Genomic DNA, 17334 nt, shown 5'->3' with positions numbered 1-17334 from the left:
CGTATAATTTGGATAAGCTCAAGCCGTCAGCTCACACCGATCGTCAGCTCGGCCACGAAGTCGTAGGCATCGCCGCGATAGAGCGAGCGGGTGAACTCCACGGCACGGCCGGAGCCGAGATAGGAGATGCGTTCGATCGACAGGCCGGCCGCACCCACGGAGACGCCGAGAAGCTGGGCGTCGGCTTCCTTCATATTGGTCGCCGAAATGCGCTGGACGGCGCGCACCGGACGGACGTTGAGGCGTTCGAGTTCGGCGTAGAGCGAATTGGTGACGGCGGAGGGATCGGGGAGGAATTCGCCGGAGACGCTGGCATTCTCGATTGCCAGCGGCTGGTCGTCGGCGATCCGCAGGCGCGAGAGGTGCGAAACCTTCACGCCCGCGGCGAGGCCAAGGATCATCATCTCGTCGGGCGAGGGGGTATGGATGCCCTTATGCAGCCATTCCGAGCGGGAGGACATGCCGCGGCGTGCCATGTCTTCGGTGAAAGAGGTGAGCTGCGACAGGCGCTGCTCGACCTTGGAGACCGGCTTGGCGACAAAGGTGCCCGAGCCGTGGCGGCGCACCAACAGGCCGTCGGCGACGAGTTCGTCGATCGCCTTGCGCACGGTGACCCGGCTGACGGCGGCAAGTTCGGCGATGTCGCGCTCCGGCGGCAGCGCGTCGCCGTGACCAAGCGTGCCGGCGCGCACGGCCTCTTCGAGCGTGCGGCGCAGCTTGACGTAGAGCGGGCCGGTGCCGGCCGCCTGCAGGCGTTCCAGGGAGAGGATTGTGGCGAGATCATCGGTCATGCCGCACCTCTCTGTCGCTCATTCAGGAGCTTGACCGCAAGTTCCACCGCGCCTTGAAGGGCATCGTTTTTCGGTTTGGCAAGCAGCGGCCTGTAGCGTTGGGGAAGCCAGGGCTCATAGGCTACCGCAAGACCGCCAAGCAGGCAGATTGACGGGCATCCGGGCCAGAGCAGCGCTTCAAGGCTTTCGCCGATCGCCGTTGCCGCGTCCGTGACGATGGCGACCGCGACCGTATCGCCCCTCGTTGCATGTTCGAAGACTGCAGGCGCGTAACGGGCAAAATCCGTCGGTCTTGCCGAATGCGCAAATTCGACAATGCGCTCGGGATCATTGCCGTATTCGGCCATGACCGCTTCGGTGATCGCGGAAGCCGGGCGCACGCCGTCATGGGCGAGCAGCGATCGTTCCATGAGGTCGCGGCCCAGGCGGGCGCCGCTTGCCTGGTCGCCGACGACGAAGCCCCAGCCGCCGATGCCGTTCAGCCGACCGTCTTTCCGGGCGTTATAGACCGAGCCGGTGCCGAAAGCACCGACAATGCCGTCGCCATCGCCGAGCGCGCCCTGGAGCGCGATCAGCGCGTCGGTAACAACGCGGCCTTCGGCAAAGGGCAGGGCCTTTTCGATTCGCTGGCCATAATCCGTGACGTTGGCGCCAGCGACGCCGACGACCGCTGCGACGGAGGAAATTGTTTCCGCGGCGAGCCCGGCATCGCGCAAAGCCTGCCGGGCGGAGTCGACGATATTGAGAAGAGAATTGTCCAGATCGGACAGGATATTGGCAGGCCCCGATTTGCCGCGGCCGATGATAGTGCCGTTTCTGTCCGCGACCGCGGCCCGGCAGCTCGTTCCGCCGCCATCTATGCCGATTGCAAGCTCTGTCATCGGACCTCCGAATACGCCGTTCCCACCTGTTTTTCCTACAATACCAAAAAAATACCATTTACCAAGTGGGAATGGCTGAGAAATTGCGCCTTTTTATCTATTTGATTTTGCTTGATAAAAATTTTTAATGAAGCCGTGGAGGCCAAAAAGTTAAAATTCGTCTGGACAATTGGTATTTTTTTGGCCTTAATTCGACAAAAGGGAACAGCGTTTCGAAGCCCACGAAAACCGGCAGCAGAGCCAAGCCGGAACCGCTTCGAGGATGATTGCCAGAATGCCAGCGGCCCTGTTGGTCCGGCGATGGAATTCAGGCATCCAATGGCTTTCCCATGATTTTCGGCGCGTCCGGTGCAGTCACCGAAAAGCGCGCAGTCCGGCCGCAGGCGATCCGCCTTCGTGTCCGTCGAGCTTTCGGGACCGGCAGCCGCTGGCGGTCCTCCAAGGGGCGTTGGGTGTTTCCTCATACACGCCAATTGCTTGTTTCAGATCGAAAACGGCGCTTTCCGGCGCTAAAAACAGGAGAGGGAAATGAAAAACACTGCTCTGAAAAGCCTGCTGCTTGCCTCAAGCCTGCTGACGTCGGCAGGTCTCGTCCATGCCGCCGATGTCACGCTGACCGTCGAAAGCTGGCGTAACGACGACCTGCAGATCTGGCAGGAAAAGATCATTCCGGCGTTCGAAGCGAAAAACCCCGGTATCAAAGTCGTCTTCTCGCCGACCGCGCCGACTGAATACAACGCTTCGCTGAACGCCAAGCTCGATGCCGGTTCCGCAGGCGATATCATCACCTGCCGTCCGTTCGATGCCTCGCTCGAACTCTTCAATAAGAAGCAGCTCGTCGATATCACCAGCCTGCCGGGCATGGAGAATTTCTCGCCGGTCGCCAAGGCCGCCTGGACGACCGACGACGGCAAGTCGACCTTCTGCGTGCCGATGGCTTCGGTCATCCACGGCTTCATCTACAACAAGGATGCCTTCGACAAGCTCGGCATCTCCGTGCCGAAGACGCAGGACGAGTTCTACGCAGCCCTCGATAAGATCAAGGCCGATGGCACCTATATTCCGCTTGCCATGGGCACGAAGGATCTCTGGGAAGCCGCCACCATGGGCTACCAGAACATCGGCCCGAACTACTGGAAGGGTGAAGAGGGCCGCGAAGCCCTGATCGCGGGCAAGCAGAAGCTGACCGATCCGGAGTGGGTCAAACCGTTTGAGGAGCTTGCCAAGTGGAAGCCTTATCTCGGTGACGGTTTCGAAGCCCAGACCTATTCGGACAGCCAGAACCTCTTCACGCTCGGCCGCGCCGCGATCTATCCGGCTGGTTCCTGGGAAATTGCGCTCTTCAACACGCAGGCGCAGTTCAAGATGGGCGCCTTCCCGCCGCCGGTTCCGAAGGCCGGTGACCAGGGCTACATCTCCGACCATCCCGATATCGGCGTCGCCTTGAACGCGAAGAGCACGCATGCCGAGGAAGCCAAGAAGTTCCTCAGCTGGGTCGCTTCGCCTGAGTTCGCCGATATCTACGCCAATGCACTGCCGGGCTTCTTCAGCCTGAACTCCAACCCGGTGAAGATGTCCGATCCGCTTGCTCAGGAATTCGTCTCCTGGCGCGGCCCGTACAAGTCGACCGTGCGTTCGACCTACCAGATCCTGTCGCGCGGCACGCCGAACCTTGAAAACGAGACCTGGGTCGAATCGGCCAATGTGATCAACGGCACGGATACGCCGAAGGTCGCCGCCGAGAAGCTGCAGAAGGGCCTCGACAGCTGGTACAAGCCGGCCAAGTGATGTGATACCCCTCCCCAACCCCTCCCTACAAGGGGAGGGGTTTAGCCTGCCGCAAATAAGCGGTTCCGGCAGGGAGGGAATCGCTCCGCGAGTCTTCTTCCCCCTTGTGGGGAAGATGGCCGGAAGGCCAGAAGGGGTCTTTCGTCACGCAGAGGCATGGCGGTTCGCCTTAGCGAAGAAGCACCCTGACGGTGCATAAAAGTCCAGCTTCCCGGCTCCAAGATCTATCTAGCAACAAGGCAAAAGCCATGAGCGAAACCCACAACGCGGCCGAAATCGTCCCGATCAAGCGCCCGGTGCGCTGGCACATCTTCGTCTTCATGCTGCCCGCCGTGATCGTTTATTCCGCCGTCATGGTGCTGCCGCTCATCGAGACGCTCAGGCTGTCGCTTTACAACACGGTCGACGGGCAATCAGCTTTTGTCGGACTTGCGAATTTCAAGGTTCTGTTCGGCGATCCGCGCTGGGCGCATGATTTCTGGAACGCGCTCGTCAACAATCTGATCTTCTTCGCCATCCATATGTGCGTGCAGAACCCGATCGGCATTGCGCTCGCAGCCCTGCTTTCGGTGCCGAAGCTGCGCGGTGTCGCCTTCTACCGCACGGCGATGTTCCTGCCGACGCTGCTCTCCTTCGTCATCGTCGGTTTCATCTGGAAGCTGATCCTTTCACCGATCTGGGGTGTCGCGCCCTGGATGCTCGATCTCATCGGCCTGAAATTCCTGTTCGCACCTTGGCTCGGCAAGCCGGGTTCGGCGCTGATCGCCGTGTCGCTGATCTCCAACTGGCAATATATCGGCATTCCCATGATGCTGATCTATGCAGCGCTTCTCAGCATCCCCGAAGAGGTGATCGAGGCTGCCGAATGCGACGGCGTCACCGGCTGGGCGCAGTTCTGGAAGATCAAGCTGCCGCTCATCCTGCCGGCGATCGGCATCATCTCTATCCTCACCTTCGTCGGCAATTTCAACGCATTCGACCTGATCTACACCGTGCAGGGGGCGCTTGCCGGGCCTGACATGTCGACCGACATTCTCGGCACGCTGCTCTACCGCACCTTCTTCGGTTTCCAGCTGCAGCTCGGCGACCGCTCGATGGGTGCGACGATCGCCACCGTGATGTTCCTCATCATTCTCGCCGGCGTCTCGCTTTATCTCTTCGTCATCCAGCGGCGCATGCGTCGCTACCAGTTCTGAGGAGCGCGCATGTCCAAGGCACGCACATCTCCCATCCGCACCGGCCTCGTGCACCTGGCGCTCGGCGCCTATACCCTGGTCGCGCTGTTTCCGGTGTTCCTGACCATCGTCAATTCGTTCAAGGATCGCAGCTCGATCTTTCGCGAACCGCTGATGATCCCGACGCCGTCGACCTTCAGCCTCGTCGGCTACCAGACTGTGCTCGGGCAGGGCGATTTCGCCACCTATTTCCAGAACAGCTTCATCGTGACTGTTGTTTCGATTCTGCTGGTGCTGCTCTTCGGCGCCATGGCGGCCTTCGCGCTGTCGGAATACCGTTTCCGCGGCAATCTGCTGCTCGGGCTCTACATGGCGATCGGCATCATGATCCCGATCCGTCTCGGCACTGTGGCGATCCTGCAGGGCATGGTGGCGGCCGGCCTCGTCAATACGCTGACGGCGCTCGTCCTCGTCTATACCGCGCAGGGCATACCGCTCGCGATCTTCATCCTGTCGGAATTCATGCGCACGGTGTCGGACGACCTGAAGAATGCCGGGCGCATCGACGGGCTCTCGGAATATGCGATCTTCTTCCGCCTGGTGCTACCGCTGGTGCGCCCGGCCATGGCGACGGTCGCCGTCTTCACGATGATCCCGATCTGGAACGATCTCTGGTTCCCGCTGATCCTGGCGCCTGCCGAAAGCACCAAGACAGTGACGCTCGGCTCGCAGATTTTCATCGGTCAGTTCGTCACCAATTGGAACGCCGTGCTGGCCGCCTTGTCGCTCGCCATCCTGCCGATCCTCGTCCTTTACGTCATCTTCTCGCGGCAGCTGATCCGCGGCATCACGTCGGGAGCCGTCAAATGAGCCAGGAGAAACCGATCCGCGTCCTCGTTGCCGGCCTCGGCACTATGGGCCGCAGCCACGCGCTCGCCTATCACAACAATCCGGGCTTCGAGATCGTCGGTCTCGTCAACCGCTCGACACCGGAGCTGGAGCCCGCGCTGCAGGGCTATACTGTCCACCCCGACTTCGCGACGGCGCTTGCGGAGCTGAAGCCGGATCTCTGCTCGATCAACACCTATTCCGACAGTCATGCCGACTACGCTGTCGCCGCTTTCGAGGCGGGCTGTCATGTTTTCGTGGAGAAGCCGCTGGCGACCACCGTCGCCGATGCCGAGCGGGTCGTGGCGGCGGCTGAGAAGGCCGGGCGCAAGCTGGTGATCGGTTATATCCTGCGGCATCACCCATCCTGGACGAAGCTGATCGAGGAGGCGCGCAAGCTCGGCCCGCCTTACGTCTTCCGCATGAACCTCAACCAGCAGTCCAGCGGCCCGACCTGGGCGACGCACAAGTCGCTGATGCGCACGACCTCGCCGATTGTCGATTGCGGCGTTCATTATGTCGACGTGATGTGCCAGATCACCGACGCCAGGGCCGTCGAGGTGCGCGGCATGGGGCTGCGCCTGTCCGATGAGATCGCTGCCGACATGTATAATTACGGTCAGCTGCAGGTGCTTTTCGAGGACGGTTCGGTCGGCTGGTACGAGGCCGGCTGGGGGCCGATGATCTCGGAGACCGCTTTCTTCGTGAAGGACGTGATGTCGCCGAAGGGGGCGGTGTCGATTGTCATGGATCCAAACGCCAAGTCCGACGATATCGACACGCACACCAAGACCTCCGTGATCCGTCTGCATACGGCCGAAACCGGCCCGGACGGCAAGTTCATCCGGCCAGACCAGGACATGAGGATGACGGGTGAGCCCGGTCATCAGGAGCTCTGCGACCTGGAACAGGCCTTCATGCTGAGGGCGATCCGTGAGGATCTGAACCTCGACCGCCATATGGCGGATGCGGTGGCGTCACTGCGCATCTGCCTTGCCGCCGACGAGAGCGTGCGCACCGGCCAGCCGGTCAGATTGTAAGGGAAAGACAGTGGGATCACTTCAACTCAAATCCATCCGCAAGACCTATGGCACGCATGAGGTGCTGAAAGGCATCGACCTCGAAGTCAGGGACGGCGAATTCGTCATCTTTGTCGGGCCGTCGGGCTGTGGGAAATCGACGCTGCTGCGCAGCATTGCGGGCCTTGAGGATGTCACCTCGGGCGCCGTGGTCATCAACGGCCGCGACGAAACGCTGACGCCGCCGGCCAAACGCGGCATCGCCATGGTGTTCCAGTCTTATGCGCTCTATCCGCACCTGACGGTCAAGGACAATATGGGCCTCGGCCTCAAGCAGGCCGGCACCTCCAGAGAGGAGATCGACAAACGCGTCGGCAAGGCGTCCGGCATGCTATCGCTGGCACCTTATCTCGCACGTCGGCCGGCAGAGCTTTCCGGCGGCCAGCGCCAGCGCGTCGCGATCGGCCGCGCCATCGTGCGCGAACCGGAACTCTTCCTGTTCGATGAGCCGCTGTCGAACCTCGATGCGGCGCTACGCGTGCAGACTCGCCTGGAAATCGCTCGGCTGCATCGTAGCCTGAAGGCGACGATGATCTACGTCACCCACGACCAGGTCGAGGCGATGACGCTTGCCGACAAGATCGTCGTGTTGAATGCCGGCGCGATCGAACAGATCGGCTCGCCGATGGAACTCTATAATCGCCCGGCCAACGTCTTCGTTGCCGGTTTCATCGGCTCGCCTCAGATGAATTTCATCCCGGGCGAGAAGGTCGGCGATCACAGCGCCAAGACGATCGGGGTGCGCCCCGAACACATGACGCTGTCGCGCGAGCAGGGGAGCTGGGCTGCGAAGGTCGTGCATGTCGAGCATCTCGGCGCCGACACGATCATCTATCTGGAATCCGACCAGTGCGGCCTGCTGACGGCGCGCCTCTTCGGCGAGCACCAGTATGAGCCCGACGAAATCGTCTATGCGACGCCGGACCAGGCGCGCGTGCATCGCTTCGATGCCGACGACCGGGCGATCCGCTGAGCGGTTGACGGAACGAATAGCCCCGCCAGCGTGCGGGGCTTTTTGCTTCCAGTCGGCGCGGGCTCGATCAGCCGAGGACGGGCCGCATGAAGCTGCGCTCATAGCTGACGATGCTGCGGTTTCGCTTGTCGAGTTCGAAAGCCGCCTGACATTCCGGATCGCTTGCCATGCGCGTGCGGTAGTCCTCGTAGGTGGCAAGGCTTGAGAAGGAAAACAATGCTACGGCAATGTTGTTGGCGCCTTCAGAGGGCAGGAAATAACCGTGATGGGTGCCGCCCATCCTATTGACGATCGGAATCCAGAGCCGGGCATATTCCTCGAATTCGGCAAGCTTGTATGGATCGATCACATAGCGCAGGTGGCAGGTAATCATTGAAATATCCCCTCGCGCAAAATACCGGGCCGCGGGCTGCCCGGCTCGTTTGGTTTATTCAACTTCTGGCACGAAGCTGGGAGAGTTCAAGCGCTTTGTCGTGATGGCTGCATCACCTTTTCTGACAGTTCGGGCGGCCTGAAATGAAAAAGGCGCTGCGTCGGCGGCGCCTTTCGCACGAGTTGCGTTTCCGGATCAGTCGCGGATGATCAGCAGGTCGGCTGCCATGAAGCGCAGCGTCACGGTTTCGCCGGCCTGCGGTGGCGTGGTGCCGGGGCTGTTGAACATGTCGAAGGAGATGACGTTGCCGCCGACATCCATTCGGGTGCGGATGACCGAGCCTAAGAAGTGAGCCGAGACGACTTGGCCCGTCAGCGCGGTGTCGCTTCTGGCGCTGTCGGAGAGGGAGCCGGCTTCCGGGCGCAGCGCCAGCGAGATGGTTTCGCCGGCCTTGTTGGCTGCGACCGACTGCTTCAGCGTGATCTTCTGATCGCCGATCTGGATGAGGTTGGCATCGGGATCGACGACCTTGGCCTCAATGAGGTTCAATGTGCCGACGAAGGAGGCGACGAAGCGCGTGGCTGGCGTGTTGTAGATCTCGAAGGGCGAACCGATCTGATCGGCCTTGCCGGCATTCATGACGACGATGCGATCGGAGATCGACAGCGCCTCTTCCTGATCGTGGGTGACGAAAACAGTGGTGATGCCGAGCTGTTGCTGGATCTGGCGGATTTCCTCGCGCAGCGACACGCGGATCTTGGCGTCGAGTGCGGAGAGCGGCTCGTCGAGCAACAGCACCTGCGGCTTGACGGCAAGCGCGCGGGCGAGCGCCACGCGCTGCTGCTGGCCGCCCGACATCTGGTAAGGGAAGCGATCGGCAAGGTGATCGAGCTTAATGAGGCCGAGCATTTCCTTGACGCGGGCGTCGATCTCGGGCTTGGCGGCGCCGGCGACCTTGAGGCCGAAGGCGACATTGTCGTGCACCGTCATGTTCGGGAACAACGCGTAGGCCTGGAAGACCATGCCGATATTGCGCTGGTTCGGCTTCAGCGAGCTCTGGTCCTTGCCGTTGATGGTCAGCGTGCCGCCGGTCGGTGTTTCAAAGCCGGCGATCATGCGCAAAACGGTCGTCTTGCCGCAGCCCGACGGTCCGAGGAAGGAGACGAATTCACCCTTCTCGATGTTCATGTTGAAGTTCTTGACGACCTGGACCGGGCCGAAGGATTTCTGAATGTTGTTCAGTGCGAGAAAGGACATGAGCCAGTTACCTTAAGCCTTTGCCGGGCGGGCTTTGCCGAAGCGGGAAACGAGGTTGAGCAGGCCCATGCTGAGCCAGGTGATCGAGAAGGCGATGACGGCGAGCGCCGAAGGCTCGTAGGCCTTGTTGGCGCCGACGAGCTGCAGGTACGGACCGAAGGCCGGGCGGTTGAGCAGCGCGGCGAAGGTGAATTCGCCCATGACGATCGCCAGCGTGATGAAGGCGCCGGAGAGTACGCCGCTCATCACGTTCGGGAAGATGCAGCGGAACATGATGGTCGTCCAGCGGGCGCCGAGGCTTTCGGCCGCCTCCGTCAGCGTGCGGACATCGATGGCGCGCATGGCGGTATCGACGGCGCGGTACATGTAGGGCAGGGACAGCGTGATATAGGAGAAGACCAGCAGGGCGTTAGTCCCTGTCGTCGAACCCGTCAGCGGCAAGTAGGATGACGAATTGTACATTCTGAGGTAGCCAAAGACAATGACGATCGCCGGAATGACGAGCGGCAGCAGCGTGATGAACTCGACGACCGGACGCATCTGCGGCAGGCGCAGCCGCACCCAATAGGCCGTCGGCACCACGAGCAGCATGCCGAAGACGATGGTGAGCAACGCCATCAGCATGGAATAGCCGAAGGTCTCGCGGAACTGAATGTCCGAGAAAACCGACTGATAGGCGTCGAGGCTGTATTCGCCGCGGCGCATGCGCAGCGAAAATTCGACGGTGCCGATCAGTGGGATGATGAAATAGGATGCGCCGAGAATGATGGCAGCCCAGGCTCCGAGACGTTGTGTTTTCATTTCTGCCACCGCTCGGCGCGCATGCGCAGCATGAGATAAAGGATGTTGGATACGCCTGTGATGACAATCATGCCGAGAGCGATGGCGTAACCGAGGTTGGCATTGTGCAGAACGTCTCCGCGGATCTGCGCGTAGAGCAGGATCGGCACGATGTTCAGCGAACTGCCGGTCAGCGCGAAGGCGGTGGCGATGGCGCCGAAGGCGTTGGCGAAGAGCAGCAGAGTCGTGCCGAGCAGGCTCGGCCAGAGGATCGGCAGGGCGACCATCGTCCAGTATTGGCGGTTGGTGGCGCCGAGGATTTGCGATGCTTCGCGCCATTCCTTCTTCATGCCGTCGAGCGCCGGCGTCAGGATCAGCACCATCAGCGGGATCTGGAAATACATGTAGGTGATAGTGAGGCCGAGGAAAGACAGCAGGTTGAAACCTGTGCCATAGAGATTGAAGCCGAACCATTCCCGCAGGAAAACCGTCACGAGCCCGGTGCGGCCAAGTGTTGCGAGAAAGGCGAAGGCGAGCGGCACGCCGGCGAAATTCGAGGCGACGCCGGAGAAGGTCAGAAGCGTCGAGCGCACCGAGGCGGGCAGGCCGCCGAGCACGACGGCCCAGGCGAGGAAGAAGCCGATCAGCGCGCCGCCGAGAGCGGAGGCGACGGACACGCGAATACTGATCCAGTAGGCGCTGATAATGGATGGAGTGAAGAGATCGCCGATATTCTTCAGCGTGAAATCGCCCTCGGGCGTCAGGAACGCGCCGGCCACGAGATAAAGCGTGGGGATGATCAGGAACAGCAGGGAAAAAATAATGAAGGGTGCAATACCCAGCCAGTCGATCACGCGGTCTTTGTTGATCAAGGGGGCGCTGCTTACCATCGGTGTTGAAACGGTACTCATGGAAAGCTCATCCTGGGGCGTCGGAGTGAGAAAGCCTCCCCGCCTTTTGGGCGGGGAGGCCGGATCGGAGATTACTTGACGGCTGCGCCGACGACGGAATCCCAGTTCTTGGTGATGGCTTCCTTGCCGGCAGCCTGTTCTTCGAGCGTCGGGAAGACAGCCTTTTCATAGGCTGCTGCCGGCGGCAGCTTGTCGAGCAGGTCCTTCGGGATCTTGTTGTTCTTGGCAAGATCGTTGAAGCGGATCGGGTGGCAATAGCCCTTCAGCCAGCCGAGCTGACCTTCGTCGGAGTAGAGGTATTCCATCCAGAGCTTGGCAGCGTTCGGGTGCGGAGCGAAGGCGGAGATCGCCTGCACATAGACGCCGGCAACGACGCCGGTCTTCGGAACGACGACTTCGAACGGAGGATTGCCCTTCAGGCTTTCACCCCACGAAAGTGCGTTGTAGTCCCAGGCGACGATGATCGGCGTGGAGCCCTGCGCGAAGGGGGCAGCCTTGCCGACGACCGGCACGAAGTTGCCGGCCTTGTTGAGTTCGGCGAAGAACTTCAGGCCTTCTTCGCCTGCCTTGGCTGCATCACCGCCGGACGCGGAAAGGCCAGCGGCATACACGCCCTGGACGGCCTGGTTGGCCGTGCGCGGGTCGCCGGCGAGTGCGACGGTGTTTGCATAGTCGCTCTTCTTCAGGTCTGCCCAGTCTGCCGGCGATTCCTTGACGAGATCCTTGTTCACGAGGAACGAGAGAACGCCGTAATAGTCGCCGTACCAGTAGCCTTCGGAATCTTTTGCGGAATCCGGGATCGAGTCCCAGGTGGAGACCTTGTAGGGCTGGATCAGGCCGTCCTTCTTGGCGGACGGGCCGAAGGAGAGGCCGACGTCGATGACATCGGGAGCCTGCGGGCCGGTGTTGCCCTTGTTGGCCTTGATGGCTTCGATTTCGTCGCCCGAACCGGCATCCGGGTTCAGTTCGTTGACTTCGAGACCATACTTGGCCTTGAAGCCGGCAATGACGTCGCCGTAGCCGCACCAGTCATGCGGAAGGGCGATCGTGGTCAGCGTGCCTTCCTTCTTGGCGGCGGCGATGAGTTCAGCGCTCGGTTCTGCGGCAGCAATCGCGGTCGAAGCCACGATCATCGCAGTAGAAAGCGACAGGAGTCGAGAAAGATTAGAGATCACTGTTGTTCTCCTTCGGGTTTTCAGTGTCTGGCGATGCTGTTAATCAGCTTACATGAAGCTTGTGTGACGGTTGGATGACGTTAATTTTGCCGGGATAGCAGGCGCTTGCGACAGATGTTTCGATTGCGACTGCATCGCTCACTTCCGCCAAATCCGTCATTGTTTTTCCTCTCCTTTAGTCTTGTCCTCCTAACCGAGTTTGCGGAAAAGCGTGGTCTGCTCGAACAAGCCCTCCAGGGTCTTCATGCGTTCCTTCGTCTCATCCCAGGTGGAATTCTGAACGGCCTCGATCAGCGCCTCGACGATGAAAAGAGTAACGACGGACGAATCCCAGGCTGAGGGCGCCTCGATCCGCACACGGAAGGCATGCCTGGCCAGCTTGGCGGCGGGCGAGCCCCACTGGTCGGTGAAGACGACGATTTCGGCGCCGCGCTTTCGGGCGGCGGTTGCCAGGCTCACCATCTCCTGTTCGTAACGGCGGATATCGAAGATGATCAGGATATCGCCGGCATTCATGTTGAGGACATATTGCGGCCAGCTGCTGGAATTGGAGGACAGCAGCGTCGTGGCAGGCCGGATGACCTGCATATGGGTGAAGAAATATTCGGCAAGGGCGCCGGTGATGCGGCCGCCGACGAAGTAGAGGCCGCGCTTGCGGTCCGACAGCAGCGAGGCGACGCTGTCGAAGGTCGCGGTGTCGAGATCGGTCAGCGTCTGGCGCAGATTGCCCATGATGGCATCGGCGAAACGGTTGAGGATATGGGTTCCCGGTGCATTCTGCGCCCAGCGATCATGCTTGGCAATTGGGTTGGAGATCGTCGCTTCGACCTCCAGATGCAGGTGCGCCTGAAAATCCGGATAGCCTTTGAAGCCGAGCTTTTGCACCATGCGCACGACGGTCGGCGTGGACACGCCGGCATTCTCGGCGATGGTGGTAATACTGCCGAGGCCGGACACCGGATAATTGTCGAGAAGGCTTTCAGCTAATTGTTTTTCGGCGCGCGTCAACAGCCCGAAATGCGAGTGTATGACGTCCGAAACCGTCTTTGACGCAACTGTCACCTAATCTTGCTCCCCGGGATGGTCTAGCGCCACTTTCCCAACCAAAGTTAACAACGCTGTCATAATCCATGTCAACCGGTGTCATGAAAAGAATTTTTCAGAGGATGCTTGACAGTGATGGAAACCTGAAGAATTCTTTTCTTATAACATTTTATTAATGGATAGGAGTGGCGCCTTTGGTGCTGGCCCGGCCGAAAATCCTCAGCGAAGCGGACGGCAACTGCGTCGGGATCGAGCGCGTCGGCGGCCAGAGCCCGGTGTTGCTCGTCTGCGAGCACGCTTCCAATGCGCTTCCTGCCTGCTTCAGCGATCTCGGTTTGCCGAGCGAAGCGCTGTCGAGCCATATTGCGTGGGACCCCGGCGCGCTCGCCGTTGCCCGCGCCATATCGCAAGCACTCGACGCAACGCTCGTCTACCAGCGCTTCTCCCGACTCATCTACGACTGCAACCGGCCGCCGAGTTCACCGGGCGCCATGCCGGAGACCAGCGAAATCTATGCCATTCCCGGCAACAAAGATTTGACCGCCGAAGAACGCCTGGCGCGCACCGATGCGCTCTACGTGCCATTTCACGACGCCATTCGCGAGCTGATCCGCGATCGCAGGGCGAGGGGGCAAGACAGCATTATCGTGACGATGCACAGCTTCACGCCGGTCTATCACGGCCGGCAACGCGCCGTCGAACTTGGCATACTGCACGACGAAGATAGCCGGCTGGCCGACCGCATGATGGATGCTGCTGCTGAAGCGCCGCTTTACAGGACTGAACGCAACCAGCCTTATGGGCCGGAGGACGGCGTGACCCACACGCTGATCCTGCACGGGCTTTCGAACGGCTTGCGCAATGTGATGATCGAGGTCCGCAACGACCTCGTCGCAGACGATGGCGGCCAAAGGGTCATGGCCGACTATCTGACAGGGCTTCTCCAGCGCAGCCTGGAAGCCTGAATAAAAAAAGACCCGAGGGAGCAGTTTATCTGCGGACGTCCGCACGGCGAAAATGCCGCGGGCAATTGGCACTGAACCGGCCTGCAATCCCGCGGCCGGTTCGTCAACAGGGGGAAGTCATGTCGGACTACACCGAACTGGACAAGAAGCAGGATGTGCACATCCTGCATTCCATGGGCTATGCCCAGGAACTCGAACGGCGAATGAGCTCATTCTCGAATTTCGCCGTCTCATTCTCCATTATCTGCATTCTCTCCGGCGGCATCAATTCGCTGGCGCAGGCGACTTCGGGCGCCGGCGGAGCGGCGATCGGCATCGGCTGGCCCGTGGGATGCTTCATCTCGCTCGTTTTCGCCGTCGCCATGGCGCAGATCAGCTCCGCCTATCCGACGGCGGGCGGCCTCTATCACTGGGGCTCGATCCTCGGCAACCGCTTCACCGGCTGGCTGACAGCCTGGTTCAATCTGCTCGGTCTCGTCACCGTTCTCGGCGCCATCAACGTCGGTACCTATTACTTCTTCATGGGCTCCTTCGGCACCACTTATCTCGGGCTGACGGACACGATCACGGTGCGGATCATTTTCCTCGTCATAATTACCGGCGCGCAGGCGCTGGTAAACCACATGGGGATTGGCTTGACCGCGAAGCTCACGGACTTCTCGGGCTACCTGATCTTCGCAACCTCGATCGCGCTGGCGGCCGTCTGCCTTATCGCGGCCCCTTCCTATGAGTTCGGCCGCCTCTTCACGTTCGCCAACTATTCCGGCGAAATCGGCGGTAGCGTATGGCCGTCGACCTCGGGCGCCTGGGTCTTCCTTCTCGGCCTGTTGTTGCCGATCTACACCATCACCGGCTATGACGCCTCGGCTCATACGTCGGAGGAGACGGTCAAGGCCGCCCATTCGGTGCCGCGCGGCATGGTCGCCTCGGTCCTGTGGTCGGCGCTGTTCGGTTATATCATGCTGTGCGCCTTTGTGCTCATGCTGCCGAACATGGACGACGCGGCCAAACAGGGCTGGAACGTGTTCTTCTGGGCGATGGACAGCCAGGTAAACCCCGTCGTCAAGGACATCCTCTATCTAGCGATCTTCGTCAGCCAATGGCTGTGCGGCCTTGCGACCGTCACCTCGGTCTCGCGCATGATCTTCGCCTTCTCGCGTGACGGTGGCCTTCCGGCCGCCAAGGCGCTGTCGAAGGTCAGCCCGCAATACCGCACTCCGGTGGCCGCGATCTGGACGGGATCGATCCTGTCGGTTCTGTTCGTTTGGTTCACCTCACTCGACTTCGTGAAAATCGGCGATACGCCGGTTTACACGATCGTAGTTTCGTGCACGGTCATCTTCCTGTTCTTCTCCTTTGCGATCCCGATAACGCTCGGCCTCTTCGCCTGGGGTACGTCTAAGTGGGACAAGATGGGCCCGTGGAACCTCGGCGAAGGCCTCTTCAAGCTCTTTGCCGTGCTCTCGATCATCGCGATGGTCCTGATCTTCGTTCTCGGAGTCCAGCCGCCGAACGGTGCTGCGCTTTACGTTACCGTCGGGTTCCTCTTGCTGACGGCGATCGTCTGGTTCGGCTTCGAGAGCCGGCGCTTCAAGGGGCCGCCGATCGGCGCCGAAGTGGCGAAGCGCCAGGCCGAAATCGCGGCGGCGGAAGCGGCCGTCGGCGAAAGCGGCGAACGTTAAGCAACGAGGCTTCCCTCTCAAATGGCGGGGCCGCTCCTGCGGCCCCATCACCGGTTCAACGAAAAGGCATCGGGCCGCCACACTAGGCCGGGCGCATGCGATTTTGTTGCCCCGATTTTTTCAATCCCAATTTCAGGCGGATTACTCATGAGCAGCAGCTATACAATCGACGATCTCAGGAAGGATGTTGCCGAAGGGCGCATCGACACCGTTCTGGCCTGCCAGGTGGACATGCAGGGGCGGCTGATGGGCAAGCGCTTCCAGGCCGAATATTTTGTCGAAAGCGCCTGGAAGGAAACGCACAGCTGCAACTACCTGCAAGCCACCGACATGGAGATGGAGACCGTCTCCGGCTACAAGGCGACGAGCTGGGAGAAGGGTTACGGCGATTATACGATGAAGCCGGATCTTGCGACGCTGCGCCGCATTCCCTGGCTCGAGGGCACGGCGCTCGTACTCTGCGACGTGCTCGACCATCACACGCATGAGGAAGTCGCCCATTCGCCGCGTGCGATCCTGAAGAAGCAGGTGAAGCGCCTCGAAGACATGGGCATGAAGGCCTATATGGCCTCCGAGCTGGAATTCTTTCTGTTCGACCAGAGCTACGAGGCGGCGCATGCCTCGGGTTACCGCAACCTGAAGCTCGCCAGCGCCTACAACGAGGACTACCACATCTTCCAGACCACGAAGGAAGAAGAGGTGATGCGGGCGATCCGCACCGGGCTGCAGGGCGCCGGCATTCCGGTCGAGAACTCCAAGGGCGAGGCTTCCGCCGGTCAGGAGGAGATCAACGTGCGCTATGCCGACGCGCTCGCCATGGCCGACCGGCATGCGATCATCAAAAACGGCTGCAAGGAGATCGCCTGGTCGAAGGGCAAGGCCATCACCTTCCTCGCCAAGTGGAACTACAATGCCGCCGGCAGCTCCTCGCATATCCACCAGTCGCTCTGGAGCCTCGAGGAAAAGCCGCTGTTCTTCGATCACACCGGCAAATACGGCATGTCGCCGCTAATGCACAATTACATCGCCGGGCTTCTCGCCCATGCGAGCGAGATCACCTATTTCCTGGCGCCCTACATTAATTCCTACAAGCGCTTCATGGCCGGCACCTTCGCACCGACCAAGGCGATCTGGAGCAAGGACAACCGCACTGCCGGCTACCGCCTCTGCGGCGAGGAGACCAAGGGAATCCGTATCGAATGCCGCGTCGGAGGCTCCGATCTCAATCCTTATCTCGCCTTCGCCGCGCTGCTTGCCGCCGGTATCGACGGCATCGAGAACAAGCTGGAGCTCGAAGCTCCGTTCGTCGGTGACGCCTATGGCGGCAAGGACATTCGCGAAATTCCGCGCACGCTGCGCGCGGCAACGACTGAAATGACGGAATCGGCGATGCTGCGCAAAGCCTTCGGCGACGACGTCATCGACCATTACACCCGTGCTGCCGAATGGGAGCAGGAAGAATACGACCGCCGCATCACCGATTGGGAAGTGGCGCGGGGTTTCGAAAGAGCTTAATACGGATTTCGCGGGATTGCTCCTCACCCTAACCCTCCCCCCGTAGAAACGGGGAGG

At 60.8% G+C, this 17334-nt stretch carries 17 protein-coding genes; 8 read left to right on the top strand and 9 right to left on the bottom strand.

The features are described from left to right. Nucleotides 1-26 precede the first annotated feature (26 nt). Genes NL154_RS13665 through NL154_RS13655 form a run of 3 tightly spaced genes read right to left on the bottom strand, consistent with a single transcriptional unit; the run spans nt 27 to nt 2136 of the window. Entirely contained in the window at nt 27-791 is a 765-nt protein-coding gene (locus NL154_RS13665; RefSeq protein WP_434732817.1) for a GntR family transcriptional regulator, read from the bottom strand. Next, nucleotides 788-1672: an N-acetylglucosamine kinase gene (locus NL154_RS13660; RefSeq protein ID WP_210630567.1), complete on the bottom strand. Its 885-nt coding sequence runs from the start codon at nt 1670-1672 to the stop codon at nt 788-790. Before NL154_RS13660 ends, NL154_RS13665 begins: the two co-directional genes overlap by 4 nt. 35 nt (nt 1673-1707) lie before the next feature. Then, on the bottom strand, nt 1708-2136 hold the full coding sequence (locus NL154_RS13655; RefSeq protein WP_434732816.1) for a hypothetical protein: 429 nt from the start codon (nt 2134-2136) through the stop codon (nt 1708-1710). A gap of 64 nt (nt 2137-2200) precedes the next feature. On the opposite strand from NL154_RS13655, the gene NL154_RS13650 reads away from it, so the two are divergent. From NL154_RS13650 to NL154_RS13630, 5 genes are all read left to right on the top strand, one after another. Beyond that, nucleotides 2201-3460, top strand: a complete 1260-nt coding sequence (locus tag NL154_RS13650) for an ABC transporter substrate-binding protein (protein WP_210630568.1) — start codon at nt 2201-2203, stop codon at nt 3458-3460. A gap of 248 nt (nt 3461-3708) precedes the next feature. Beyond that, on the top strand, nt 3709-4656 hold the full coding sequence (locus NL154_RS13645) for a carbohydrate ABC transporter permease (protein WP_210630569.1): 948 nt from the start codon (nt 3709-3711) through the stop codon (nt 4654-4656). Nucleotides 4657-4665: 9 nt separating this feature from the next. Then, a complete protein-coding gene (locus NL154_RS13640) occupies nt 4666-5505 on the top strand; it encodes a carbohydrate ABC transporter permease (RefSeq protein WP_221145599.1) in 840 nt (279 codons plus the stop codon). Then, nucleotides 5502-6563: a Gfo/Idh/MocA family protein gene (locus NL154_RS13635; RefSeq protein WP_434732815.1), complete on the top strand. Its 1062-nt coding sequence runs from the start codon at nt 5502-5504 to the stop codon at nt 6561-6563. The genes NL154_RS13640 and NL154_RS13635 overlap by 4 nt, the downstream gene beginning before the upstream one ends. Before the next feature lie 10 nt (nt 6564-6573). Next, entirely contained in the window at nt 6574-7575 is a 1002-nt protein-coding gene (locus tag NL154_RS13630) for an ABC transporter ATP-binding protein (protein ID WP_210630572.1), read from the top strand. Between the two features lie 67 nt (nt 7576-7642). Here the strand turns inward: NL154_RS13630 and NL154_RS13625 are convergent, their stop codons facing one another. The 6 genes from NL154_RS13625 to NL154_RS13600 form a co-directional block, all read right to left on the bottom strand. Further along, nucleotides 7643-7948, bottom strand: coding sequence for an NIPSNAP family protein (locus NL154_RS13625; protein WP_210630573.1), 306 nt, complete (start codon nt 7946-7948; stop codon nt 7643-7645). Nucleotides 7949-8143: 195 nt separating this feature from the next. Continuing rightward, on the bottom strand, nt 8144-9205 hold the full coding sequence (locus NL154_RS13620; RefSeq protein ID WP_210630574.1) for an ABC transporter ATP-binding protein: 1062 nt from the start codon (nt 9203-9205) through the stop codon (nt 8144-8146). A 12-nt stretch (nt 9206-9217) separates the two neighbouring features. Next, nucleotides 9218-10006, bottom strand: coding sequence for an ABC transporter permease (locus NL154_RS13615; protein WP_210630575.1), 789 nt, complete (start codon nt 10004-10006; stop codon nt 9218-9220). After that, complete coding sequence (locus tag NL154_RS13610) at nt 10003-10896, bottom strand: ABC transporter permease (protein WP_184459279.1); 894 nt, start codon at nt 10894-10896, stop codon at nt 10003-10005. Before NL154_RS13610 ends, NL154_RS13615 begins: the two co-directional genes overlap by 4 nt. A 71-nt stretch (nt 10897-10967) precedes the next feature. Beyond that, the gene (locus NL154_RS13605; RefSeq protein ID WP_210630576.1) at nt 10968-12071 is read right to left on the bottom strand and encodes an ABC transporter substrate-binding protein; all 1104 of its coding nucleotides are present in this window, start codon (nt 12069-12071) and stop codon (nt 10968-10970) included. Nucleotides 12072-12260: 189 nt separating this feature from the next. Further along, nucleotides 12261-13133, bottom strand: a complete 873-nt coding sequence (locus tag NL154_RS13600) for a MurR/RpiR family transcriptional regulator (RefSeq protein WP_210630577.1) — start codon at nt 13131-13133, stop codon at nt 12261-12263. Between the two features lie 176 nt (nt 13134-13309). Between NL154_RS13600 and NL154_RS13595 the strand changes: the two genes are divergently transcribed. The 3 genes from NL154_RS13595 to NL154_RS13585 all read left to right on the top strand — a co-directional run bounded on the left by NL154_RS13595 (nt 13310) and on the right by NL154_RS13585 (nt 17277). After that, nucleotides 13310-14080, top strand: a complete 771-nt coding sequence (locus NL154_RS13595) for an N-formylglutamate amidohydrolase (RefSeq protein ID WP_210630578.1) — start codon at nt 13310-13312, stop codon at nt 14078-14080. Nucleotides 14081-14199: 119 nt separating this feature from the next. Further along, nucleotides 14200-15762, top strand: a complete 1563-nt coding sequence (locus tag NL154_RS13590) for an amino acid permease (RefSeq protein ID WP_210630579.1) — start codon at nt 14200-14202, stop codon at nt 15760-15762. A 147-nt stretch (nt 15763-15909) separates the two neighbouring features. Continuing rightward, complete coding sequence (locus tag NL154_RS13585) at nt 15910-17277, top strand: glutamine synthetase family protein (protein WP_210630580.1); 1368 nt, start codon at nt 15910-15912, stop codon at nt 17275-17277. Nucleotides 17278-17334: the final 57 nt, after the last annotated feature.

Origin of the sequence: Rhizobium sp. YTUHZ044 (genome assembly GCF_051123975.1) — a bacterium.
In the GTDB taxonomy this organism is placed as follows: Bacteria; Pseudomonadota; Alphaproteobacteria; order Rhizobiales; family Rhizobiaceae; genus Rhizobium.
This window is presented reverse-complemented; position numbering and strand designations above follow the sequence as displayed.